This is a genomic window from Enterobacter cloacae complex sp. 2022EL-00981 (assembly GCF_028737495.1).
Taxonomy (GTDB): Bacteria; Pseudomonadota; Gammaproteobacteria; order Enterobacterales; family Enterobacteriaceae; genus Enterobacter; species Enterobacter cloacae.
In genome coordinates this window covers 78,773-101,177 of record NZ_JAQZRK010000008.1, presented here as the reverse complement: position 1 = coordinate 101,177, position 22,405 = coordinate 78,773, and the positions used below count along the sequence as shown (strand labels likewise).

Here is a 22,405-nt window from a genome sequence, read left to right as displayed (position 1 = left end):
GCGAGATTTTGACCAAATGCAAAAACATCAGGAAATTTACACCACCGCCGTCGTCAGCCTGGATGAGCAGCACAGCCGATCCTGCTCATCGAGAATATCAATCTGCCACACCTGATGACGGCTACCGGCGTGCAGCGCGCGGCAAATACCGCGCACGCGCCCGCTGCGCACCGAGCGAATATGGTTGGCGTTCACCTCAAGCCCGACGACCTTCTGCTCCCCTTCGGTGCAGAGATACCCCGCCACCGAGCCCAGGGTTTCGGCCAGCACCACGGACGCACCGCCGTGCAGTAAACCAAACGGCTGGTGCGTACGATGATCGACAGGCATGGTGGCCTCCAGATCGTCTTCGCCAATGCGGATAAACTGGATATCCAGCAACCCGACCATATTCCCCTCGCCCATGGCGTTTAACGCCTGTAGCGTGACGGCACGTTTCCAGATCATCCGATAATCTCCAGTAAAGCCTGTAACGGATGGCGTACCCCGTTACCTTCAACACGTTTCACCTGGCTACGACAGGAGTAGCCCGTTGCCAGGCAGCGGTTTCGCGGCAAGCGCTGCATCGCCTGATGCCATGACAGCTCGTAGATACCGAGCGAGTTGGCGTGATTCTTCACTTCATGCCCGTAAGTGCCTGCCATGCCGCAGCAACCGACGCTGACGCTCTCCAGCTTCGCGCCAAAGCGGGCAAAAATAGAGGCCCATTGCGCAGGTGCGCCCGGCAGCGCGGTGACTTCGGTACAGTGGCCAAACAGGTACCACGGCTCACCGCTGACCTCCATGGCGCTGGTCTGCTCGAGAGCCGCCGGCAGCCATTCGTGCACCAGCATAACGTGGAACGCCCCGCGTTTATCGCCCAGCGTCTGCTTATATTCATCGCGATAGCAGAGCACCAGCGCCGGATCGACACCCACCATCGGCATGCCCAGCCCGGCGACCCGGTTAAGGAAATCAGACGTTTTTTGCGCCGTTTTCGCGAAGCGGTTGAGGAAGCCTTTAATGTGTTGCGCCTTACCGTTAGGTGAGAACGGCAGAACCACCGGCTGATACCCCAGTTTTTCCGCCAGACGGACAAAATCGGCCACCACCTGCGCGTCGTAATAGCTGGTAAACGGATCCTGCACCACCAGCACCACCTTCGCTTTTTGCTCAGGGCTTAACGCCTCAAGCTGCTCCAGGGTCATGTTTGCCGAGCGGTGCCCCACCAGCTGACGCTGCAGCGACGGCACCGAAAGCAGCGGCAGATCCACCATCCCGATATGCTTTTCGGAAAGCTTGCGCACCAGCGGCTGATTGATAAAGAAGTTGAACGTCTTTGGCGCCCGGGCCATCAGCGGGGCATAGCTCTCCACCGTTGCCACCAGATGGTCGCGCATCGGGCGCAGATAGCGCGTGTGGTAGAGCTGCAGGAAGCGCGAGCGGAACTCCGGTACGTCGATCTTAATCGGGCACTGGGTCGAACAGGCTTTACAGGCCAGGCAGCCGGACATGGCCTCTTTCACCTCATGGGAGAAATCATACTCGCCCTTATTCGCATGCCAGCTGTTGCGGGTGCGCTCAATCAGGGAACGCAGGCTGGCCCGTTTTTCCGGCAACTCCTGCTCCAGCTTGAGCGGGTCGATACCGCGATCGGCCAGCAAACGCAGCCATTCGCGTACCAGCGTCGCCCGCCCTTTTGGCGAATGAATGCGGTTGCTGGTGATTTTCATCGACGGGCACATCGGGCTTTTCACGTCGAAGTTAAAGCACAGGCCGTTGCCGTTACACTCCAGCGCTCCGCGCCAGGACGCGCGCACGGCAATCGGGATTTGTCTGTCGTACGTGCCGCGCTTGACGGCATCCACCTGCAGCATGGGCGCGTCCACCCCCTCCGGCGGACAAATTTTCCCCGGATTGAGACGGTTATTGGGATCGAACGCCGCTTTGACCTTGCGCAGCTCGCCGAAGAGCTGTTCACCGAAGAACGCCGGGCTGTACTCGGCGCGGAACCCTTTTCCGTGTTCCCCCCACAGCAGGCCGCCATATTTCGCGGTTAAGGCCACCACCTCATCGGAGATCTGTTTCATCAGGATCTCCTGCTGCGGATCGCACATGTCCAGGGCCGGACGCACATGCAGCACCCCGGCATCAACGTGGCCGAACATGCCATAGCTCAGGCCGTGGCTGTCCAGCAGCGCACGGAATTCAACGATATAATCCGCCAGATGCTCAGGAGGAACGCAGGTATCTTCGGCAAACGGAATCGGCTTCGCGGCGCCTTTGGCATTGCCGAGCAGCCCCACCGCTTTTTTACGCATCGCGTAGATACGCTCAATGCCGGCCAGGTCGTTACAGAGCTGCCAGCCAATGACCCCACCTTCGCCGTGGGCGATCAGTTCATCAAGCCGCTGACAGAGCGTGGTCACCTGGCTATCGATAAGTTCTGCATCGTCTCCGGCAAATTCAACGATGTTAAGCCCAAGCATCTCTTTGTCCGGCACATCGGTAATCAGCTCCCGCACCGAGTGCCAGACGATATCTTCCCGCGCCAGATTAAGCACCTTCGAGTCAACGGTTTCCACCGACAGCGCCTGCGCCTCCACCATAAACGGGGCATTACGCAGCGCGGAATCAAAGGAGTCATATTTGACGTTCACCAGGCGGCGCACTTTGGGCAGCCGGGTGATATCCAGCCGTGCCTCGGTAATAAACGCCAGCGTTCCTTCGGAGCCGGTCAGCACGCGGGTCAAATCAAACTGGGTCAGTTCGTCGTTAAAGACATGACGCAGGTCGTAACCGGTCAGGAAACGGTTCAGTTTGGGGAATTTGTCGAGGATCAACTGGCGGTTATCGCGACAGCGCTCCAGCACGGTGCGATAGATGCGCCCGCTTGCGGTGTTCTCTTTACCCAGCGTTTCAGCCAGCTCAACCGGCACAGGCTGGGTATCCAGGATATCGCCGCCCAGCAGCACCGCCCGTACGCCCAGAACATGATCGGAGGTTTTTCCGTAGACCAGCGAACCCTGCCCGGAGGCATCGGTGTTGATCATCCCGCCGATGGTTGCCCGGTTGCTGGTAGAAAGCTCCGGCGCAAAAAAGTAGCCGTAGGGCTTCAGATACTGGTTGAGCTGATCCTTAATCACGCCCGCTTCTACGCGAACCCATCCCTCTTCAGGATTGATCTCGATGATGCGGTTCATATAGCGCGACATATCAATGATGATGCCCTGGTTCAGGGCCTGGCCATTTGTTCCGGTGCCGCCGCCGCGCGGGGTGAACACCAGAGCGCTAAAACGCTCTTGTGTCGCCAGCCGGGCAATCAGCGCCACATCGGCCGTTGAACGTGGAAAGACGACTGCATCGGGAAGAAGCTGGTAAATACTGTTATCGGTCGCCATCGTCAGCCTGTCGGCATAGTTCGTGGCGGTATCACCTGTAAAACCCTGTTGCTCCAGTGCCTGCAAAAAATTAAGCACCAGCTGAACGACGCCAGGTGCTTGAGAAATCTGTGGGATCATGACTGTCGACCCTAATTAGAGTAGTGTGAAATCGTTTGCGTTGTGTCTGGAAAGTTTTATCACATTTTTTTCTTATGTGCTTCGCTGAATTACGGGCAAAATCCGCCTGTCAAAAATCGCTGATATCATTAATGATTAGAGTGACGCAGTTATCCGTTCCCGCCAGCCTCGCTGGTGTTTATTAAGGAAAGTTTCATTTATGGTCAATCTTCGCCAGCCCAGGGATGTTGCGCAAATTTTGCTGTCGGTGCTGTTTCTGGCCCTCATGATTATTGCGTGTCTGTGGATTGTTCAACCTTTCATACTTGGCTTCGCCTGGGCCGCAACGGTGGTCGTGGCGACCTGGCCGGTGCTGTTACGTTTGCAGAAACTGCTGTTTGGCCGCCGCGGTCTGGCGGTACTGGTCATGACGCTGCTGCTGTTCCTGCTGTTTATTATTCCGATTGCGCTGCTGGTGAACAGCCTTGTCGATTCCAGTGGCCCGGTTATTCGCGCCGTCACCAGCGGTGATTTGACGCTGCCGGATCTCGCCTGGCTGAACAGCATTCCGGTGGTAGGCGCCAAACTTTACAGCGGCTGGCACAGCCTGCTGGAGATGGGCGGCAGCGCGTTGATGGCGAAAGTGCGTCCGTATATTGGCACCACCACCACCTGGTTTGTGGGTCAGGCGGCACATATTGGCCGCTTTATGATGCACTGTGCGCTGATGCTGGTCTTCAGCGCCCTGCTCTACTGGCGCGGTGAGCAGGTAGCGTTGGGCGTACGCCATTTCGCTACCCGACTGGCCGGTAAACGCGGCGATGCCGCAGTTCTGCTGGCGGCGCAGGCCGTGCGGGCGGTTGCGCTTGGGGTGGTCGTCACGGCCCTGGTGCAGGCGGTGCTGGGCGGTATCGGCCTGGCCATTTCTGGCGTGCCGTACGCTACCGTCTTTACGGTGGTGATGCTGATGACCTGTCTTGCACAACTGGGGCCGTTGCTGGTGCTGGTCCCCAGCATCATCTGGCTTTACTGGACGGGGGATACCACGTGGGGAACCGTTCTGCTGGTCTGGAGCTGCGTGGTTGGCACCATGGATAACGTGATTCGTCCCATCCTCATCCGCATGGGCGCGGACCTGCCGCTGATCCTGATCCTCTCCGGCGTCATTGGCGGGTTAATCGCCTTTGGGATGATCGGTCTGTTTATTGGACCGGTGCTGCTTGCCGTCACCTGGCGTCTCTTCTCCGCCTGGGTACACGAAGTGCCGCCGCCGGGCACCGACCCGGATGTGATTTTGAGCGAACTCGAAGAGCTGGAAGAGAAGAATACGCAGTAAAAGGGGTTGCCGGGTGGCGTGGACGCTTACCCGGCCTACATTCTCCCCGGCAATACTTAAACATTGCTAAACTATTTATTCGTTGCGCACTGGTCCGACCCGCCTTTTTTGCTCTAAGTCCGCTATTCACCTCAAGAAATCTTTACTTCTCTTTAACTATTGAGACGAATCTGATCGACGCTCAAGGTTGGCATGCCTACTATTAGCTCACGGTTATAAATCAACACCTTGATTTATAAGCATGGAAATCCCCTGAGTGAAACAACGAATTGCTGTGTGTAGTCTTTGCCCATCTCCCACGATGGGCTTTTTTTTATCCTGGCTACGCGTGCTGAACCTGACAGGTGCTTAGCATGCGCCATTCAGCAGGCAGCACCCGCGTCTCTCCCGTCACATTGACCGTCACCACGTCGCGAATATCCGCCGACGATGCTCCCACCTGTAGCTCAAACTCGCCCGGCTCGACAATGCGTTTGCCGTCCCGACGGGTAAAGTTGAACATCTCCACGGGCAGCGTAAAGGTGAGCGTGGCCGTTTCGCCCGGCGCGAGCGCCACGCGCTGGAACGCTTTCAGCTCCTGAAGCGGCCGCACCTGCGTGGCAACCTTATCCCGGACATACACCTGCACCACCTCGCTGCCGCTGCGTTCACCGCGGTTGGTGACGTCAATACTCAACACAACTTCGCCGTCCACCGGTACGCTGTTTTGCGCGAGGCGTGCTGCGCCCCAGTTAAATTGCGTCCAGCCAAGGCCGAAACCAAAGGGATAGCGGGAGCCAAAGTGGAACGCGAATGGCGTGCCGCCGCTTTTCAGCTTGTGGTTGTAGTAGTACGGCATGGCGCCCGCACTTTTCGGCACGCTCACCACCAGACGTCCCTGCGGCTCCGCGCGGCCGGTTAACACATCGGCAATTGCCCAGCCCCCTTCCTGCCCAGGTGCCCAGGCCATCATCAGCGCCGCGACCTTATCTTCCAGCCCCTGAAGATTGTACGGCCGCCCACCGGTCATCACGACAATCACCGGTTTGCCCGTGGCGACCAGGGCTTCCAGCAGTTGTTGCTGAACGCCAGGCAGATGCAGGGAATCGGTATCGGATCCTTCCCCTACCGTGCCGCTCTGGAACAAACCGGCGAGGTCGCCGACACAGGCCACCACCACGTCGCTCTCCTGCGCGGCGTTCACGGCTTCGGGGATCAGCGCGGTACTTTGCGACACCGGCGACTGCTGCATCGGTTTGCCCCCGCTGTCACCCGGGAAGACCGGCGCGCCCGCCATTCGTTTTTCGATGATGTGACACCCTTTGGCATAACGCACGTTCGACGCGCCCAGATAGTGCTCCAGCGCCGCGCGCGGAGTCGTCACCTGTGACGTTTCGTCAACCATATCGCTGATAATCAAATGCACCGGGAAGCTGTAGCCGCTGAGCAACGCCAGCGGATCGTCCGCCGTGGGGCCCACCACCGCCACGCGGGGTTTGCCGCCGAGAGGCAAAATGCCGTTATTCTCCAGCAGCGTCAGCGAACGGGTCGCCACCTCACGTGCAACCTGCCGGGTGGTCTCATTTTGCAAATCAATGCCGCTTTCATCGGCATACGGGTTTTCAAACAGGCCGAGACGGAATTTTTCGGTCAGCACGCGTCCTACAATCTCGTCCACTTTCGCCATGGAGATCAGACCACGCTCAACGGCCTCGGCCAGATGGCGGGCGCAGTCATCTTTCGGCAGCTCAACATCAAGCCCGGCGTTAAAGGCCAGCGCGGCGGATTCGGTCGCATCATGCGAGACCCCGTGATGCTGATGCAGCAGGCTGACGCCGCCATAGTCCGCCACAACGATCCCGTCAAAGCCCCACTGTTCGCGCAGGACGGTGGTCAGCAGGAAGTGGTCACTGTGCCCCGGCTGATTGTCGATATCGTGGTAGGCAGGCATCACCGACCCGGCATTGGCCAGCTTCACCGCCATTTCAAACGGCAGCAGGAAGGTATCATTCAGTTCGCTAAAGCCCAGATGAACCGGGGCATGGTTGCGCGCCCCCTCGCTGAAAGAGTGGCCCACATAGTGCTTAAGTGTGGCCAGCAGATCGCGTTTATCGCCCTGCAGCCCTTTAACGTAGGCCGTGGCCATCACACCCACCAGCCAGGGATCTTCGCCAAAGGTCTCTTCCGTGCGCCCCCAGCGCACATCGCGGGAGACATCCAGCACCGGGGCCAGCCCCTGCTGGCAGCCCACGGACCGCGCCTCTTTGCCTATCTGCTCGGCTGCCCGCTGCACCAGCGCCGGCTCCCAGGTTGAACCGTAGTTGAGCGATGACGGGAACAGCGTGGCCGCTTTGCACAACAACCCCACCAGACACTCCTCATGGAACAGCGCCGGAATGCCGAGCCGCGTCTCTTCCATCATCATTCGCTGCAGACGGTTGGCGGCGCGCACGCCGGTTTGCGCATCAACGATATGGGTACCCAGCGGACGGGTAATCTGCCCGACGCCCAGCTTAAGCCGTTCGCTGAGCGAGGCCTGTTCACTCACCCCCGCGAATTCGTCACTCAAGTCGCTGCGTTCACGGTGGTTGCCGTTTTCATCGAGGATCAACCAGTACGCGTGCATCTGGGCGAACTTCTCTTCCGGGGTCATGCGTGCCAGCAAGTCGGCGACGCGCTCGTGCACGGGACGTCCCGCGTCCTTATAGATTGCAGTCATGTTTTACTCCTGTAGGGCGGAAGGGGCAGCCGGGCTGAGTTGCCCTGCTTCTGGCCGCACGTCGCGCTTGCTGGCCAGTTCGCGGGCGATGGAATCCACCAGCCGACTGTTGAGTTTGTAGATGGCAAGCAGCGCGACCATGCAGAGGAACAGCACGCACGGAATGAGGGTAAACAGTGCGTTAATGGTCGTGAGTACGTGCGGCGTCTGGGTTGCCTGGCCTGGCGCGTAATCCACCATCCCGAGCACCCAACCCACCACTGCCCCACCCAACGCCAGACCAAATTTGATGGCGAACAGCGCGGTGGAGAAGACCAGACCATCGAGCCGGCGACCGCTGCGGTGCTCTTCATAGTCGACCACATCGGAGAACATGGTCCACTGCAGCGGCGTGGTCAGGTTCTGGATGAAGCTAAAGACAATATTGAGGCCGAAAATCAGCCAGACCTGTGAAGGCGGAAGGAAGAAGATCAGCGCCCCAAAAATCACGAAGGAAATAATGGTCCACTGATAAGCACGTACGCGGTCAAATTTCCCCAGCAGCCGTTCGGATAATAATGCGCCACTTAAGGAGGCCACCATCCCGGAGACGATAAAGGCAAACACCAGTTCCGGACGCAACAGCACATAATTCACGTAATACATCGTGGCAGAGCCGCGCGTCACGACCGCCGTTAACAGCAAAATATTAAACAGGAACACAATTCGCCACTGGCTGTTCCCGGCCAGCAGTTTTAAATCGGTGAGCATGGAGCCAGAAGTATCATTCCGCGGAGAATAGCGCTCGCGGGTCATCAGGAAGCAGCAGAAGAATAAAATAATCCCCAGTAATCCCATCAGGCTCATGGCATAGAAATAGCCTTTCTGTACGTTGCCCTGTCCAAGATGCGAAACCAACGGCAAAGCGATAACCGTCACAATCAACCCGCCGATAAACGACAGGCCAAAGCGCCACGACTGCAGCGAATGGCGCTCGCGCGGATCCAGCGTCAGCGCGCCCGGCATGGCGCAGTAGGGGACGTTAATGGCGGAATAGATGAGGCTTAAAATCCCGTAGGTCACACAGGCATAGACAATTTTCGCCGTGGGCCCGACGTCGGGAACGTAGAACGTAATGAGGCAGCTCACACCAAACGGAATGGCAAACCACAGCAGCCATGGACGGAAACGACCGTGACGCGTTTGGGTGCGATCCACCAGCGCGCCGATACAGGGATCAATAAAGGCATCGACCACGCGTACCACTAAAAACATGGTGCCCATAATGGCCGCGGGTAAACCGAAAACGTCTGTATAGAAATAAGCAAGAAATAACGTCGCTGTTTGCCAGACCAGCGCACTGGCCATATCACCTAAGCCATAACCTATTTTATCTTTGGTACGCAGTACAGAGGAGATTGTCATTTGTTATTTGCCTTTTTATCAGGTTAAAACGTATTTCAACCAGTTGCGCAAAATCGTGTTGATTTGCGCGGTAAGGCTCAAGTATTAGCAACCCTTTGTGTGCTAACAATTGTCTAAATTAACAGACAAATTATGATATTTGGTTTTTTACTTTATTTGTGATGGGGAGCAAATATAAGCGGAAATAAAAAAGGCGAGGATTATTTCCCTCGCCTTTTCAGATACGGAAGACGTTACTTGTTCAGTTCAGCCAGGCTCAGCCAGGTTTGCACCACGGTGTCCGGGTTGAGGGAAAGACTGTCGATCCCCTCTTCCATCAGCCAGGCCGCGAAGTCTTCATGGTCAGAAGGGCCCTGGCCACAAATCCCGACGTATTTACCCTGTTTCTTCGCCGCACGGATGGACATCGACAGCAGGGCTTTCACCGCCTCGTTGCGTTCGTCGAACAGCTCAGAGACCACGCCGGAGTCACGGTCCAGACCCAGCGTCAGCTGCGTCATGTCGTTCGAACCGATAGAGAAGCCGTCGAAGTGCTCCAGGAACTGCTCTGCCAGCAGGGCGTTGGACGGGATCTCACACATCATGATGATCTTCAGCCCATTTTCGCCGCGCTTCAGCCCCTGACGCGCCAGCTCGTCCACCACCGCTTTCGCCTGGTCCACGGTACGTACGAACGGGATCATGATCTCAACGTTAGTCAGCCCCATGTCGTTGCGCACGCGTTTTACCGCTTCACATTCCAGCGCGAAGCAGTCGCGGAAGCTGTCGGAGACATAACGTCCGGCCCCACGGAAGCCCAGCATCGGGTTCTCTTCTTCCGGCTCGTAACGCTCGCCGCCCACCAGGTTGGCGTATTCGTTAGACTTAAAGTCCGACAGACGCACGATCACGCGCTTCGGATAAAACGCCGCCCCGAGCGTCGCGATCCCTTCGGTCAGACGGCCAACATAAAACTCTTTCGGCGAGTCGTAGCCTTTCATCATCTCGCGGATTTCGTTCTGCAGCTTTGCGTCCTGGTCGTCAAACTCCAGCAGCGCGCGCGGGTGAACGCCAATCATACGGTTGATGATGAATTCCAGACGCGCCAGGCCCACGCCTTCGTTCGGCAGGCAGGCGAAGTCAAACGCGCGGTCCGGGTTACCGACGTTCATCATGATCTTCAGCGGCAGGTCCGGCATGGTATCGACGCTGGAGCTTTTCACGCTGAAGTCGAGGATGTCGGCATACACGTAGCCGGTATCCCCTTCGGCACAGGAGACGGTCACGTTCTGTCCGTCCTTCATGCGTTCGGTTGCGTCACCGCAGCCGACAACCGCCGGGATCCCCAGCTCGCGGGCGATGATCGCCGCGTGACAGGTACGCCCGCCACGGTTGGTGACGATAGCCGCGGCTTTCTTCATGATCGGTTCCCAGTCCGGGTCGGTCATGTCGGTTACCAGCACGTCGCCCGGTTCAATGCGGTTCATCTCGCTGATATCGTGGATCACTTTCACCGGACCGGCACCAATGCGGTGACCAATCGCGCGACCTTCCGCCACGATTTTGCCCTGCGCGTGGAGGGTATAACGCTCCATCACCTGGCCGCGGGAGCGAACCGTTTCCGGGCGCGCCTGGACGATGAACAGCTTGCCGGTGTGACCATCTTTGGCCCATTCGATGTCCATCGGACGGCCGTAGTGTTTTTCAATCTGCACCGCCTGCTTCGCCAGCTCCTGCACTTCGGCGTCGGTCAGGGAGAAGCGGTCGCGCAGCTCCTGCGGTACATCTTCAATCTTCACCTGCTTGCCATGCTCCTGGGTCGGGGCATAGATCATGCGGATTTTTTTCGAGCCCATGGTGCGACGAACCACCGCCGGACGGTTGGCGGCAAGCGTCGGTTTGTGGACGTAGAATTCGTCAGGGTTCACGGCCCCCTGCACCACCATCTCACCCAGGCCCCACGCGGAGGTGATGAATACCACCTGGTCGAAGCCGGACTCGGTATCAATGGAGAACATCACGCCGGAAGAGCCCACGTCGGAACGCACCATACGCTGTACGCCCGCAGAGAGCGCGACGCCGCGATGGTCATAGCCCTGATGCACGCGATAGGAGATAGCGCGATCGTTAAACAGGGAGGCGAACACGTGTTTCACCGCCACCAGTACCGCGTCATACCCCTGAACGTTCAGGAAGGTTTCCTGTTGCCCGGCGAACGAGGCATCCGGCATGTCTTCTGCGGTTGCAGAGGAGCGCACGGCGAAAGAGGCCTGCGCATCATCAGCGGAGAGCTGGTTGTACGCATCGTGAATGGCTTTTTCCAGTTCCGGCTGGAAAGGTGTGTCGATAATCCACTGGCGGATCTGCGCCCCGGCTTTAGCAAGCGCGGTAACGTCATCAATATCCGTTTTATCCAGCAGGTCGTAAATGCGCTGGTTTACACCGCTCTGGTCTAAAAACAGGTTAAACGCATCGGCGGTCGTGGCAAACCCGTTTGGTACGGAGACACCCATACCGGACAGATTTGTAATCATTTCACCCAGGGAGGCATTTTTGCCCCCAACTCTGTCTACATCATTCATGCCGAGTTGGTTATACCAAAGCACCAGCGGTGACGAGCCATTGTTGGACATCGAAACAATCCTTTTGTGATATTTGATCGGAGTAAGAAACACCTGACTACGTATTTATACTGGCATATTTATTTACGCTAAAAAAACGGTGAATCGTGTAAGCAATTTAAATTTTCAACTTTTCGGATACTTTCCCTCCACCGGATAAGCCGATGATTCCTATATATTCAGCCAAAAACCACAAAAATGACGTCGCTATTTGAAAAATGAAATCCACTTTTCAGGAAAATCAAAAACACCATTTCATTTTAAATTCAGATAACTTCTTTGCTGTGCAATTAACTTTTTTAATTTATGCTTTCAGACAATTAGGTCCGATATTCAGGGTGGATAAAATGGATAATGCTGTCGATCGCCACGTTTTTTATATTTCTGATGGTACGGCGATTACCGCCGAGGTGCTGGGGCATGCGGTGATGTCACAGTTCCCCGTTTCGATTAACAGCATCACGCTGCCGTTTGTGGAAAATGAGAGCCGCGCGCGGGCGGTCAAGGATCAGATTGATGCCATTTACCAGCAGACGGGCGTACGGCCGCTGGTGTTCTACTCCATCGTGATCCCGGAAATTCGCAACATCATTCTGCAAAGCGAAGGCTTTTGTCAGGATATCGTGCAGGCGCTGGTGGCCCCGCTGCAGAGCGAGCTGAAGCTCGACCCGACCCCCATCGCACACCGAACCCACGGGCTGAACCCCGGCAACCTGACCAAATACGATGCGCGTATCGCCGCCATTGACTACACCCTGGCGCATGACGACGGCATCTCGCTGCGAAACCTCGACCAGGCGCAGGTCATTTTGCTGGGCGTCTCGCGCTGCGGCAAAACCCCTACCAGCCTCTACCTGGCGATGCAGTTTGGTATTCGTGCCGCCAACTACCCGTTCATTGCCGATGATATGGACAATCTGGTGCTGCCTGCCGCCCTGAAGCCACTGCAGCACAAGCTGTTCGGGCTGACCATTAATCCGGAGCGCCTTGCCGCCATCCGCGAAGAGCGCCGCGAGAACAGCCGCTACGCCTCCATGCGCCAGTGTCGAATGGAGGTCTCCGAAGTGGAAGCGCTGTACCGCAAAAACCAGATCCCGTGGCTGAACAGCACCAACTATTCGGTCGAAGAGATCGCCACCAAAATTCTCGACATCATGGGTCTTAATCGTCGTATGTACTAATATGCTAGTACATTAGCTCAGATTCAGGTATCATCCACCACATCCTCGGGGCGGAGCCGCCCCGAACTTGAAATCAGCAGGGATTGGTTTAAGGTGATGCCCATCACTTCCCGGTAGTCTGCCGATGAAGCAAAAAATTTCTGAGACATTCCATGAATAAAACCGACGAACTCCGCACAGCGCGCATTGACAGCCTGGTTACACCGGCTGAACTGGCACAGCGGCATCCACTTTCCGCAGGCGTTGCGGAGCATGTTACGGCCTCGCGCCGACGCATTGAAAAAATTCTTAATGGTGAAGACAAACGTCTTCTGGTGGTAATTGGCCCCTGCTCGATCCATGACCTGGACGCGGCGATGGATTATGCAAAACGGCTACAGGGACTGCGGGAAAAACACCAGCATCGCCTTGAGATCGTGATGCGGACCTACTTTGAAAAACCCCGTACCGTGGTGGGCTGGAAAGGATTAATTTCAGACCCCGACCTCAACGGCAGCTATCGCGTTAACCATGGGATTGAGCTGGCACGTAAGCTGCTTTTGCAGGTGAACGAGCTGGGCGTTCCCACGGCCACCGAGTTTCTCGATATGGTGACCGGCCAGTTTATCGCCGATCTGATCAGCTGGGGCGCGATTGGCGCGCGGACCACCGAGAGCCAGATCCATCGTGAAATGGCCTCTGCCCTCTCCTGCCCGGTCGGGTTTAAAAACGGAACCGATGGCAACACCCGGATTGCGGTCGATGCGATCCGCGCTGCGCGTGCCAGCCACATGTTCCTCTCGCCGGATAAGAGCGGCCAGATGACCATCTACCAGACCAGCGGTAACCCGTACGGGCATATCATTATGCGCGGCGGCAAGAAACCGAACTATCACGCCGGGGATATCGCCGCGGCCTGTGAAACGCTGGCCGAGTTCGATCTGCCGGAACATCTGGTGGTGGACTTCAGCCACGGTAACTGTCAGAAACAGCACCGTCGCCAGCTGGATGTCTGCGATGAGATCTGCCAGCAGATCCGCAGCGGTTCAAGCGCCATTGCGGGTATTATGGCCGAAAGCTTTATCCGCGAAGGCACGCAGAAAATCGTGTCGGGTCAGCCGCTGGTTTACGGCCAGTCGATCACCGACCCATGCCTGAGCTGGGAAGACAGCGAACTGCTGCTGGAGAAGCTGGCGTCGGCGGTAGATTCGCGCTTCTGATCTTATTGTCGGGTGGCGCTGCGCTTACCCGACCTGCGATACGTGCCCTTCTCCCTCTCCCTGTGGGAGAGGGCCGGGGTGAGGGCATCAGACCGCACCTCCCCCAAATTTGATCCTCTCACCCTTTTTTCACAAAAACGCTTGCCGCGAATTTGCAGTTTATTGATAATGATTATCATTGTTACATTGATTGTTATTTATAAACATTATGTCACGTACGGATAACACTGCGGCAACGCCGCCAAAAACAGACACAGCATCCGCCCCCGCCGAGCGTCGCATTGACAGCAAAACCCTGCTGGGCGATGAGGGACGGGTCATTATCGAGCATGACGGTCAACGCTACCTGCTGCGCCAGACCCATGCCGGAAAATTGATCCTCACAAAATAAACAACACAAAAACTCCGCCAGCCACCCAGGTGAACCCCAGGCAGCCAGCGCTTTCAATTCTTAATGGAGAGTTGCTATGCCACACCTGCCTTCCGCGCCTTTACGTCCGTCACTTCTGGCGCTGGCGATTGTCAGCACCCTGCCGGGCGTCGCGTTTGCTACCACAGATGAAATGACCGTGACCGCCACGGGTAACGCCCGTAGCGCTTTCGAAGCCCCCATGATGGTAAGCGTGATTGACGCCAGCACACCGGATAAACAGACTGCCAGCTCGGCAGCCGACCTGCTGCGTAACGTCCCCGGCCTGACGCTCGATGGCACCGGACGCACCAACGGCCAGGACGTTAACCTGCGCGGTTATGACCGTCGCGGCGTGTTGGTACTGGTTGACGGCGTGCGCCAGGGAACCGACACCGGCCACCTGAACAGCACGTTCCTCGATCCGGCGCTGATTAAACGTATCGAAGTGGTGCGCGGTCCGTCGGCCCTGCTGTACGGCAGCGGTGCGCTGGGCGGTGTGATTGCCTATGACACCGTCGATGCCAAAGATCTGCTGGAGCCGGGTAAAAACAGCGGCTACCGGGTGTTCGCTACCGGTGCGACGGGCGATCACAGCATCGGCATGGGGGCCAGCGCCTATGGCCGCACCGATACCCTGGACGGGCTGGTCTCCTGGTCTAGCCGGGATCGTGGCGATCTGCGCCAGAGTGACGGCACCACCGCCCCGAACGACGAATCCATTCAGAACATGCTGGCGAAGGGCAGCTGGAAAATCGACGCGGCCCAGAGCCTGAGCGGCTCCCTGCGCTATTACAATAACGCTGCACAGGAGCCGAAAAACCCGCAAACCAGTACAGCAGACAGCAGCAGTAACCCGCTGACCGACCGCTCCACCATCCAGCGTGACGCGCAGCTCGGCTATCACCTTGCTCCACAGGGTAACGACTGGCTGAACGCCGACGCGAAAATTTACTGGTCCGAAGCACGTATCAACGCCCAGAACATCGACGGCAGCGGTGAGTTTCGCAAACAGACCACCAAAGGCGGCAAAGTGGAGAACCGCACCCGCCTGTTCAGCGATTCTTTTGCGTCGCACCTGCTGACCTACGGCGGTGAGTATTATCGTCAGGAGCAACGCCCGGGCGGGGCAACAACGGGCTTCCCGCAGGCACAAATCGATTTCAGCTCCGGCTGGCTGCAGGATGAAATTACCCTGCGCGACCTCCCCGTGACCCTTCTTGGCGGCACGCGCTACGACAATTACCGCGGCAGCAGCGACGGCTACAAGGATGTGGATGCCGATAAGTGGTCCTCCCGCGCCGGGTTAACCGTCAGCCCGACCGACTGGCTGATGCTGTTCGGCTCTTACGCGCAGGCGTTCCGCGCGCCAACCATGGGCGAAATGTATAACGACGCCAAACACTTCTCCATTGGCCGCTTCTATACCAACTACTGGGTGCCCAACCCCAATCTGCGCCCGGAAACCAACGAAACGCAGGAGTATGGTTTTGGTCTGCGCTTTGATGATCTGATGCTGGCCAACGATGCGCTGGAGTTTAAAGCCAGCTATTTCGATACCAACGCCAAAGACTACATCTCCACCACCGTCGATTTTGCGGCGGCGACCACCATGTCATATAACGTCCCGAACGCCAAAATCTGGGGCTGGGACGTGATGGCGAAATACTCCGCCGACCTGTTCAACCTCGACCTCGCCTATAACCGCACGCGCGGAAAAGATACCGACACGGGCGAGTATATTTCCAGCATCAACCCGGATACCGTCACCAGCAAGCTGGATATTCCGCTGGCACAAAGCGGCTTCTCCGTCGGCTGGATCGGCACCTTTGTCGATCGCTCAACGCACATCAGCAGCAGCTACAGCGAGCAACCCGGCTACGCGGTTAACGATTTCTACGTGAGCTACACCGGCCAGGCGCAGCTTAAAGGCGTCACCACGACGCTGGTGCTGGGCAACGCCTTCGACAAACAATACTGGTCGCCACAGGGCATTCCGCAGGATGGCCGAAACGGGAAGATTTTCGTCAGTTATCAATGGTAATCCCCGCCCCGGCTGGCCGGGGCAATGCTTTGAGAGGAAAAGACAATGAATCACTACACACGCTGGCTTGAGCTAAAAGACAAAAATCCGGGTAAGTACGCGCGCGACATTGCAGGTTTAATGAACATCAGCGAAGCCGAGCTGACCTTCGCCCGTGTGGGCCATGACGCCTGGCGCCTGCGCGGTGATGCCCGCGAGATCCTGGCCGCGCTGGAAGCGGTGGGCGAAACCAAATGCATCTGCCGCAACGACTACGCCGTTCACGAGCAGGTCGGCGCCTTTACCCATCAACACCTGAGCGGCCACGCCGGGCTGATCCTCAACCCGCGCGCGCTGGATCTGCGCCTGTTCCTTAACCAGTGGGCGAGCGTATTTCATATCAGCGAGGCCACCGCCCACGGCGAGCGGCAGAGCATTCAGTTCTTCGACCACCAGGGAGACGCCCTGCTGAAGGTTTACGCCACGGATAACACCGACCTCACCGCCTGGGGCGATCTGCTCACCCGCTTTATCTTTGCCGGGAATCCGCCGCTGGCGTTGAAAACGGCCGATGTCCCGGCTCACGCTGAAAACCCGGACGCCTCGCGCGTGGACACAGAGTGGCGTGCCATGACCGACGTGCATCAGTTCTTCAGCCTGCTCAAGCGTCACAACCTCAGCCGCCAGCAGGCGTTTCGCCTGGTGGGCGACGATCTGGCCTGCAGGGTCGACAACACCGCGCTGGCCCAGTTGCTGGAAACGGCGCGCCAGGACGGGAACGAAATCATGATTTTCGTCGGCAACCGCGGCTGCGTGCAGATCTTCACCGGCGTGGTGGAAAAACTGATGCCGATGAAGGGCTGGCTGAACATCTTCAACCCGGCCTTTACCCTGCATCTGCTGGAAGGCGCCATCGCCGAATCCTGGGTCACGCGCAAACCGACGGCTGACGGACATGTCACCAGCCTGGAGCTGTTTGCCGCCGACGGCACGCAGATTGCCCAGCTGTACGGCCAGCGGAGCGAAGGCGAACCCGAGCAGAGCCAGTGGCGCAGCCAGATCGACGCCTTAACGGCAAAAGGGCTGGCCGCATGAAAAAATGGCTTGCCCTGATCAGCGCCCTGCCGCTGCTGGCATTTGCTGCGCCGCAGGAGAAAATCGTCGCGCTCGGCGGCGACGTCACCGAGATTGTCTATGCGCTCAACGCGGCATCTTCGCTGGTGGCACGCGACAGCACCAGCCAGTGGCCACAGGCGGCGAACACGCTGCCGGACGTGGGCTATCTGCGCCAGCTAAATGCCGAAGGCATTTTGTCCATGCGCCCCACGCTGGTGCTGGCCAGTGCACAGGCACAGCCGTCTCTGGCGTTAAAACAGGTAGAGCAGAGTCACGTCAGGGTGATCACCGTTCCGGCAGGCAATGACCTCAGTGTTATCGATGAAAAGGTTCGGGTTATCGCTGAGGCGACACACCGCGAGGCAGAAGGGAAAACCCTGCGCAACTCGCTGCGTCAGGCGCTGTCGGCGCTTCCCGTGTCACCGCTCAATAAACGGGTGCTGTTTATTCTCAACCACGGCGGGATGACCGCGATGGCCGCCGGGCAACAAACCGCAGCGGATGCTGCCATTCGTGCGGCAGGGCTGCAGAACGCGATGCAGGGCTTCACTCGCTATCAGCCGCTGTCTCAGGAAGGCGTTATCGCCAGTCAGCCCGACCTGGTGGTGATCTCGCAGGATGGCGTGAACGCTCTGGGTGGGGCGGATGCGGTGTGGCAACTGCCCGGTCTGGCGCAAACTCCAGCGGGACGTCACCGGCAGATGCTGGCCATCGACGATATGGCGCTGTTGGGCTTTAGCGTGCGAACGCCACAGGCCATCCAGCAGTTACGCCGTAAAGCGGAGCAATTGCCCTGATGTCCCGACGCGCCGTACTGGCATTGTGGTTGCTGGCCGCGCTGCTGGCCGTCATGACGCTGGCGGCCAGCGGTGTGGGCGCGTTGCGCCTGCCGGTCAGCCTGCTGTGGAGCGGCAGCGACAACGCACTGCGTCAGATCTGGCTGACAATCCGCCTGCCCCGCGTGCTGCTGGCGCTGGCGATCGGCGGTTCGCTGGCGCTGGCGGGCTGCGTGATGCAGGGACTGTTTCGTAACCCGCTGGCCGATCCGGGCCTGCTGGGGATCAGCAGCGGCGCAGCACTCGCCGTCGCGCTGTGGGTGGTTCTTCCGCTCTCGCTGCCCGCGCTGGTGATGCTGTACGCCCCGATGCTGGCGGCGTTTCTCGGGGCGCTGGCCGCGACATTCGTGATTTTCCTGCTCAGCCGGCAGCGTGACAGTTCCCTGTCGCGACTGCTGCTGGTGGGGATTGCCATCAATGCCCTGTGCGGGGCGGCCGTCGGCGTGCTGTCATGGCTCAGTAATGATGCCCAGCTTCGCCAGCTCTCACTCTGGGGCATGGGCAGCCTCGGTCAGGCCCAGTGGTCAACGCTGCTGGCCGTCTGCTCGCTGATGGTTCCCACCGTGCTGGTTATCTGGCGCCTGGCTGGCGCGCTTAATTTGCTGCAGCTTGGCGAAGAAGAGGCGCACTACCTCGGGGTGGAGGTAGCCGTTGTGCAGCGGCTCTTGCTGCTGTGCAGCGCCCTGCTGGTGGCCGCCGCGGTGGCCGTCAGCGGTGTCATCGGCTTTGTTGGCCTTGTGGTGCCACACCTGGTGCGCATGTGGCTGGGGGCCGACCACCGGGCGGTGATCCCCGGCTCGGTGCTGGCCGGTGCGTTACTGCTGCTGGCTGCCGATACGCTGGCGCGTACCCTGGTCGCCCCGGCGGAAATGCCGGTCGGTTTATTGACCAGTCTTCTCGGTGCGCCGTGGTTCCTGTGGCTTATCTTTCGTCGCGGAGGTGCGCATGGCTGAACGCTACTGTGCGGAAAATATTGTCTTTCACGCCGGACAACGGACGCTGATCGACGACGTGTCGCTGACCCTCTCTCAGGGCGAACTGGTGGCGTTGATTGGCCCCAACGGTGCCGGGAAATCGACCTTGTTACGCCTGCTTACCGGCTATCTCAAACCCGCGAGCGGACGGTGCAGTCTTGCAGGAACGCCGCTTGCGGCCTGGCCGCCGGACAGACTCTCCCGCTACCGGGCGGTCATGCGCCAGAATACCCAGCTCGGATTCGACTGGCCGGTAGAAGCGGTGATCGGGATGGGGCGTGCGCCATGGACGCGCCGCCCTGAGGCGTCGGTGATTGAGGAGGTGATGGCCATCTCCGGCTGTTTACCGCTGGCGGGCAGGCAGTTTGCGGCGCTCTCCGGCGGGGAGCAGCAACGCGTTCAACTCGCCCGCGCGCTGGCACAGCTCTGGTGCGACGGTGCGCCGCGCGGCTGGCTGTTTCTGGATGAACCCACGTCCGCGCTGGATCTTTACCACCAGCAGCATCTGCTGCGCCTGCTCTCTTCCCTGACCCGTCGGGGGCATTTGCATGTCTGTGTTGTGCTGCACGATCTCAATCTGGCGGCGCTGTGGGCGGATCGGATCCTGCTGTTACATAACGGCAAAATGGTCGCTCAGGGGGCCCCGGAGGCGGTTCTGCAGGCCGATACGCTGACGCGCTGGTACGGCGCGCAGGTGCAGGTTGGCCGACACCCGGCTCATGCTGCACCTCAGGTATTTCTCGCCCCCTGATCGGGCTGATAAAAATCTTTCAGGGTTTCCAGCAAGGCATGCGCCGCTTTTGAGAGCTGCGTGTGCCCTGGATGGATCACCCCGATACATTTTTCTATCGGCGGGCTGTCCAGCGGAATACAGACCGCACCCAGCGATGTCATCTGCGCCTCGCACAGCGCCGGTACGGCACTGCCGCCCAGCCCGCTGGCGACCATCCTTCCTACCGTCACCAGCTGATGGCTCTCCAGCGCCACCTCCAGCTTGCGGCCGCTACGGGCCAGCTCCTCTTCCATCATCAGGCGCACCGCCGAGGGGCGCTGCAGGGTAATGAAATCCAGCGTCAGCAGTTCATTCCAGGAGAGGCGTTTTTTCATCGCAAGGGGGGACGCTTTCGGCACAATGGCGACAAACCGGTCGAGGCCCAGCGGCGTAAACAGCAGGTTATGCGTCGGCGCCGGTTCAAAGGCGATCCCCATCTCGACCCGCCCTTCCCGCACCATCTCAATCACCTGTTCGTTGATGACATCATGCACGGTGACGTTGATCCCGGCATGGCGATCGCGAAACGCTTTCAGCACCTCCGGCAGGACGTTAGCCGCAAACGACGGCATGGCCGCGACCGAGATTTTGCCGCGCTGCAGCGTAAAGCACTGGTGCATTGCCTCTTCCACGTTATCCCAGTCAGCCAGCAGCTGCCGCGCCATCGGTAAAAAGGTTTCGCCCTCCTGCGTCAGGGTGACCTTACGCGTGCTTCGCTGCAGCAGCGGGCCTCCCAGCGCATCCTCCAGCCCTTTAATCGTCAGGCTGAGGGCAGGCTGAGAAAGATTTAACCGTTCGCTGGCGTGCGCAAAATTGAGAGTGTGAGCTACCGCTAAAAACGCGCGTAACTGTTTTACTCTCATTCTCATTTTTCATCCTGTTAACTAATTGAAAAAATTTAGTTAACAGGAAATTAATAAAAAAACCAAATGAGTGGGTCACAAATTCAAAATTAACAAAAGAGTCGTCGCCCCCAATGATACCGCCACGGACAACAGGAGGGATGGCTATGGCAGGACTGGATAAACGCGTCGGCAGCTATGCGCAGGCGCTGGAGGGGCTGACGGACGGGATGACATTGCTGGCGGGCGGCTTTGGCCTGTGCGGTATTCCTGAAAATCTGATTGCGGAAGTCAAACGCCGTCAGGTGCAGGGCCTGACGGTGGTATCGAACAACTGCGGCGTGGATGGTTTCGGGCTCGGGCTGCTGCTGGAGACGCGCCAGGTGCGGAAGGTGGTGGCGTCTTACGTCGGCGAGAACGCGCTGTTCGAACAGCAGGTGCTGAGCGGCGAGCTGGAGGTTGAGCTGACGCCCCAGGGCACGCTGGCCGAAAAGGTGCGCGCGGGCGGGGCCGGTATTCCGGCATTTTACACGGCCACCGGCTATGGCACGCCCGTGGCCGCCGGGAAAGAGGTACGTCAGTTTGCCGGTAAGCATTACATCCTTGAAGAGGCCATTACCGGCGATTTTGCGCTGATCAAAGGCTGGAAAGCGGACTGGTACGGCAACGTCATCTACCGCCACACCGCGCAAAATTTCAACCCGCTAATGGCCACCGCAGGACGGATAACCGTGGTGGAGGTGGAAGAGATTGTCCCGCCGGGTGAGCTGCCGCCGTCCGCCATTCACACCCCGGGAATTTACGTCGACAGGCTGATTGTCGGCCAGTTTGAGAAACGCATTGAACAGCGCACGCTGCGCGCAGAGGGAGTCTGACCATGTTAACCCGCGAACAGATGGCCATGCGCGTCGCCCGTGAGCTGCGCGACGGTTACTACGTCAACCTGGGGATCGGCATCCCGACGCTGGTGGCGAACTACATCCCCGCCGGCATGGACGTGATGCTCCAGTCAGAAAACGGACTGCTGGGGATGGGGGAATTTCCCGATGCGCAGAGCCTTGATGCCGACATGATTAACGCCGGTAAGCAGACCGTTACCGCGCGAACCGGTGCCGCCATTTTCGACTCGGCCCAGTCCTTCGCCATGATCCGGGGGGGTCACGTCGACCTCACGGTGCTCGGGGCGTTTGAGGTGGACGTGGAAGGCAACATCGCCTCGTGGATGATCCCCGGAAAGATGGTGAAAGGCATGGGCGGCGCCATGGATCTTGTCGCCGGGGCGCAGAACATCATTGTCGTGATGACCCACGCGTCGAAGAGCGGTGAGTCCAAACTGCTGTCGCGCTGCACGCTACCGCTCACCGGCGTGGGCTGCATCCGCCGGGTGTTAACCGACCTGGCCCTGCTGGAAATTAAAGACGGTGCGTTCATTCTGCGTGAATACGCCCCCGGCGTCGGCATTGACGAGATCGTCAGCAAAACTGCCGGAAAAATCATCGTGGCGGACGACGTTCGCGAAATGCGCTTTAGCTGAGA

Annotated in this window: 17 protein-coding genes and 1 other RNA gene; 12 read left to right on the top strand and 6 right to left on the bottom strand. The window is 58.7% G+C overall.

Features of this window, described 5'->3' with window-relative positions; translation table 11 throughout:
* Positions 1–36: 36 nt before the first annotated feature.
* A complete protein-coding gene (menI, locus tag PUZ33_RS09770) occupies positions 37–447 on the bottom strand; it encodes a 1,4-dihydroxy-2-naphthoyl-CoA hydrolase (RefSeq protein ID WP_023620692.1) in 411 nt (136 codons plus the stop codon).
* Complete coding sequence (ydiJ, locus tag PUZ33_RS09765; protein ID WP_020688342.1) at positions 444–3,500, bottom strand: D-2-hydroxyglutarate dehydrogenase YdiJ; 3,057 nt, start codon at positions 3,498–3,500, stop codon at positions 444–446. Before ydiJ ends, menI begins: the two co-directional genes overlap by 4 nt.
* A gap of 199 nt (positions 3,501–3,699) precedes the next feature.
* Here ydiJ and ydiK point away from each other — a divergent pair, with 199 nt between their 5' ends.
* Together ydiK and rprA are read left to right on the top strand one after the other, a co-directional pair.
* The gene (gene ydiK / locus PUZ33_RS09760) at positions 3,700–4,815 is read left to right on the top strand and encodes an AI-2E family transporter YdiK (protein WP_013096976.1); all 1,116 of its coding nucleotides are present in this window, start codon (positions 3,700–3,702) and stop codon (positions 4,813–4,815) included.
* Between the two features lie 209 nt (positions 4,816–5,024).
* Positions 5,025–5,132: antisense sRNA RprA (gene rprA / locus PUZ33_RS09755), an RNA gene on the top strand.
* 5 nt (positions 5,133–5,137) lie between these two features.
* Here the strand turns inward: rprA and PUZ33_RS09750 are convergent.
* The 3 genes from PUZ33_RS09750 to ppsA form a co-directional block, all read right to left on the bottom strand.
* The gene (locus PUZ33_RS09750; protein WP_058681462.1) at positions 5,138–7,513 is read right to left on the bottom strand and encodes a glycoside hydrolase family 3 N-terminal domain-containing protein; all 2,376 of its coding nucleotides are present in this window, start codon (positions 7,511–7,513) and stop codon (positions 5,138–5,140) included.
* Positions 7,514–7,516: 3 nt separating this feature from the next.
* Entirely contained in the window at positions 7,517–8,917 is a 1,401-nt protein-coding gene (locus PUZ33_RS09745) for an MFS transporter (protein ID WP_013096978.1), read from the bottom strand.
* A gap of 233 nt (positions 8,918–9,150) precedes the next feature.
* Positions 9,151–11,529 (bottom strand): phosphoenolpyruvate synthase, encoded by a 2,379-nt coding sequence (gene ppsA / locus PUZ33_RS09740; protein WP_020688345.1) that lies wholly within the window; start codon positions 11,527–11,529, stop codon positions 9,151–9,153.
* Between the two features lie 335 nt (positions 11,530–11,864).
* Between ppsA and ppsR the strand changes: the two genes are divergently transcribed.
* The 8 genes from ppsR (at position 11,865) to PUZ33_RS09700 (ending at position 20,006) form a co-directional block, all read left to right on the top strand.
* Positions 11,865–12,698, top strand: coding sequence for a posphoenolpyruvate synthetase regulatory kinase/phosphorylase PpsR (gene ppsR / locus PUZ33_RS09735; RefSeq protein WP_023620693.1), 834 nt, complete (start codon positions 11,865–11,867; stop codon positions 12,696–12,698).
* 152 nt (positions 12,699–12,850) lie between these two features.
* Entirely contained in the window at positions 12,851–13,897 is a 1,047-nt protein-coding gene (aroH, locus tag PUZ33_RS09730) for a 3-deoxy-7-phosphoheptulonate synthase AroH (protein WP_058681460.1), read from the top strand.
* Between the two features lie 208 nt (positions 13,898–14,105).
* Positions 14,106–14,288 (top strand): hemin uptake protein HemP, encoded by a 183-nt coding sequence (hemP, locus tag PUZ33_RS09725; protein ID WP_020688348.1) that lies wholly within the window; start codon positions 14,106–14,108, stop codon positions 14,286–14,288.
* Between the two features lie 76 nt (positions 14,289–14,364).
* Entirely contained in the window at positions 14,365–16,350 is a 1,986-nt protein-coding gene (locus PUZ33_RS09720; RefSeq protein ID WP_058681459.1) for a TonB-dependent hemoglobin/transferrin/lactoferrin family receptor, read from the top strand.
* Positions 16,351–16,395: 45 nt separating this feature from the next.
* The gene (locus tag PUZ33_RS09715; protein WP_058681458.1) at positions 16,396–17,424 is read left to right on the top strand and encodes a hemin-degrading factor; all 1,029 of its coding nucleotides are present in this window, start codon (positions 16,396–16,398) and stop codon (positions 17,422–17,424) included.
* On the top strand, positions 17,421–18,242 hold the full coding sequence (locus PUZ33_RS09710; RefSeq protein ID WP_058681457.1) for a heme/hemin ABC transporter substrate-binding protein: 822 nt from the start codon (positions 17,421–17,423) through the stop codon (positions 18,240–18,242). The genes PUZ33_RS09715 and PUZ33_RS09710 overlap by 4 nt, the downstream gene beginning before the upstream one ends.
* Positions 18,242–19,234 carry a FecCD family ABC transporter permease gene (locus PUZ33_RS09705; RefSeq protein ID WP_058681456.1) on the top strand — a complete coding sequence of 331 codons (993 nt, stop codon included), beginning with the start codon at positions 18,242–18,244 and terminating at the stop codon, positions 19,232–19,234. Before PUZ33_RS09710 ends, PUZ33_RS09705 begins: the two co-directional genes overlap by 1 nt.
* A complete protein-coding gene (locus PUZ33_RS09700; protein WP_038419173.1) occupies positions 19,227–20,006 on the top strand; it encodes a heme ABC transporter ATP-binding protein in 780 nt (259 codons plus the stop codon). The genes PUZ33_RS09705 and PUZ33_RS09700 overlap by 8 nt, the downstream gene beginning before the upstream one ends.
* Here the strand turns inward: PUZ33_RS09700 and PUZ33_RS09695 are convergent.
* Entirely contained in the window at positions 19,985–20,896 is a 912-nt protein-coding gene (locus PUZ33_RS09695; protein WP_252107659.1) for a LysR family transcriptional regulator, read from the bottom strand. The two genes, PUZ33_RS09700 and PUZ33_RS09695, sit on opposite strands and share 22 nt — an antisense overlap.
* Before the next feature lie 140 nt (positions 20,897–21,036).
* Here PUZ33_RS09695 and PUZ33_RS09690 point away from each other — a divergent pair, with 140 nt between their 5' ends.
* Together PUZ33_RS09690 and PUZ33_RS09685 are read left to right on the top strand one after the other, a co-directional pair.
* Complete coding sequence (locus PUZ33_RS09690; RefSeq protein ID WP_020688355.1) at positions 21,037–21,744, top strand: CoA transferase subunit A; 708 nt, start codon at positions 21,037–21,039, stop codon at positions 21,742–21,744.
* A 2-nt stretch (positions 21,745–21,746) separates the two neighbouring features.
* Positions 21,747–22,403 (top strand): CoA transferase subunit B, encoded by a 657-nt coding sequence (locus PUZ33_RS09685; protein WP_020688356.1) that lies wholly within the window; start codon positions 21,747–21,749, stop codon positions 22,401–22,403.
* Positions 22,404–22,405: the final 2 nt, after the last annotated feature.

What these genes read in the sequence shown, in the direction of transcription:
- menI (WP_023620692.1), bottom strand. Translation starts at nt 447, where the DNA reads ATGATCTGGAAACGTGCCGTCACGCTACAGGCGTTAAACGCCATGGGC.
- ydiJ (WP_020688342.1), bottom strand. Translation starts at nt 3,500, where the DNA reads ATGATCCCACAGATTTCTCAAGCACCTGGCGTCGTTCAGCTGGTGCTT.
- ydiK (WP_013096976.1), top strand. Translation starts at nt 3,700, where the DNA reads ATGGTCAATCTTCGCCAGCCCAGGGATGTTGCGCAAATTTTGCTGTCG.
- PUZ33_RS09750 (WP_058681462.1), bottom strand. Translation starts at nt 7,513, where the DNA reads ATGACTGCAATCTATAAGGACGCGGGACGTCCCGTGCACGAGCGCGTC.
- PUZ33_RS09745 (WP_013096978.1), bottom strand. Translation starts at nt 8,917, where the DNA reads ATGACAATCTCCTCTGTACTGCGTACCAAAGATAAAATAGGTTATGGC.
- ppsA (WP_020688345.1), bottom strand. Translation starts at nt 11,529, where the DNA reads ATGTCCAACAATGGCTCGTCACCGCTGGTGCTTTGGTATAACCAACTC.
- ppsR (WP_023620693.1), top strand. Translation starts at nt 11,865, where the DNA reads ATGGATAATGCTGTCGATCGCCACGTTTTTTATATTTCTGATGGTACG.
- aroH (WP_058681460.1), top strand. Translation starts at nt 12,851, where the DNA reads ATGAATAAAACCGACGAACTCCGCACAGCGCGCATTGACAGCCTGGTT.
- hemP (WP_020688348.1), top strand. Translation starts at nt 14,106, where the DNA reads ATGTCACGTACGGATAACACTGCGGCAACGCCGCCAAAAACAGACACA.
- PUZ33_RS09720 (WP_058681459.1), top strand. Translation starts at nt 14,365, where the DNA reads ATGCCACACCTGCCTTCCGCGCCTTTACGTCCGTCACTTCTGGCGCTG.
- PUZ33_RS09715 (WP_058681458.1), top strand. Translation starts at nt 16,396, where the DNA reads ATGAATCACTACACACGCTGGCTTGAGCTAAAAGACAAAAATCCGGGT.
- PUZ33_RS09710 (WP_058681457.1), top strand. Translation starts at nt 17,421, where the DNA reads ATGAAAAAATGGCTTGCCCTGATCAGCGCCCTGCCGCTGCTGGCATTT.
- PUZ33_RS09705 (WP_058681456.1), top strand. Translation starts at nt 18,242, where the DNA reads ATGTCCCGACGCGCCGTACTGGCATTGTGGTTGCTGGCCGCGCTGCTG.
- PUZ33_RS09700 (WP_038419173.1), top strand. Translation starts at nt 19,227, where the DNA reads ATGGCTGAACGCTACTGTGCGGAAAATATTGTCTTTCACGCCGGACAA.
- PUZ33_RS09695 (WP_252107659.1), bottom strand. Translation starts at nt 20,896, where the DNA reads ATGAGAATGAGAGTAAAACAGTTACGCGCGTTTTTAGCGGTAGCTCAC.
- PUZ33_RS09690 (WP_020688355.1), top strand. Translation starts at nt 21,037, where the DNA reads ATGGCAGGACTGGATAAACGCGTCGGCAGCTATGCGCAGGCGCTGGAG.
- PUZ33_RS09685 (WP_020688356.1), top strand. Translation starts at nt 21,747, where the DNA reads ATGTTAACCCGCGAACAGATGGCCATGCGCGTCGCCCGTGAGCTGCGC.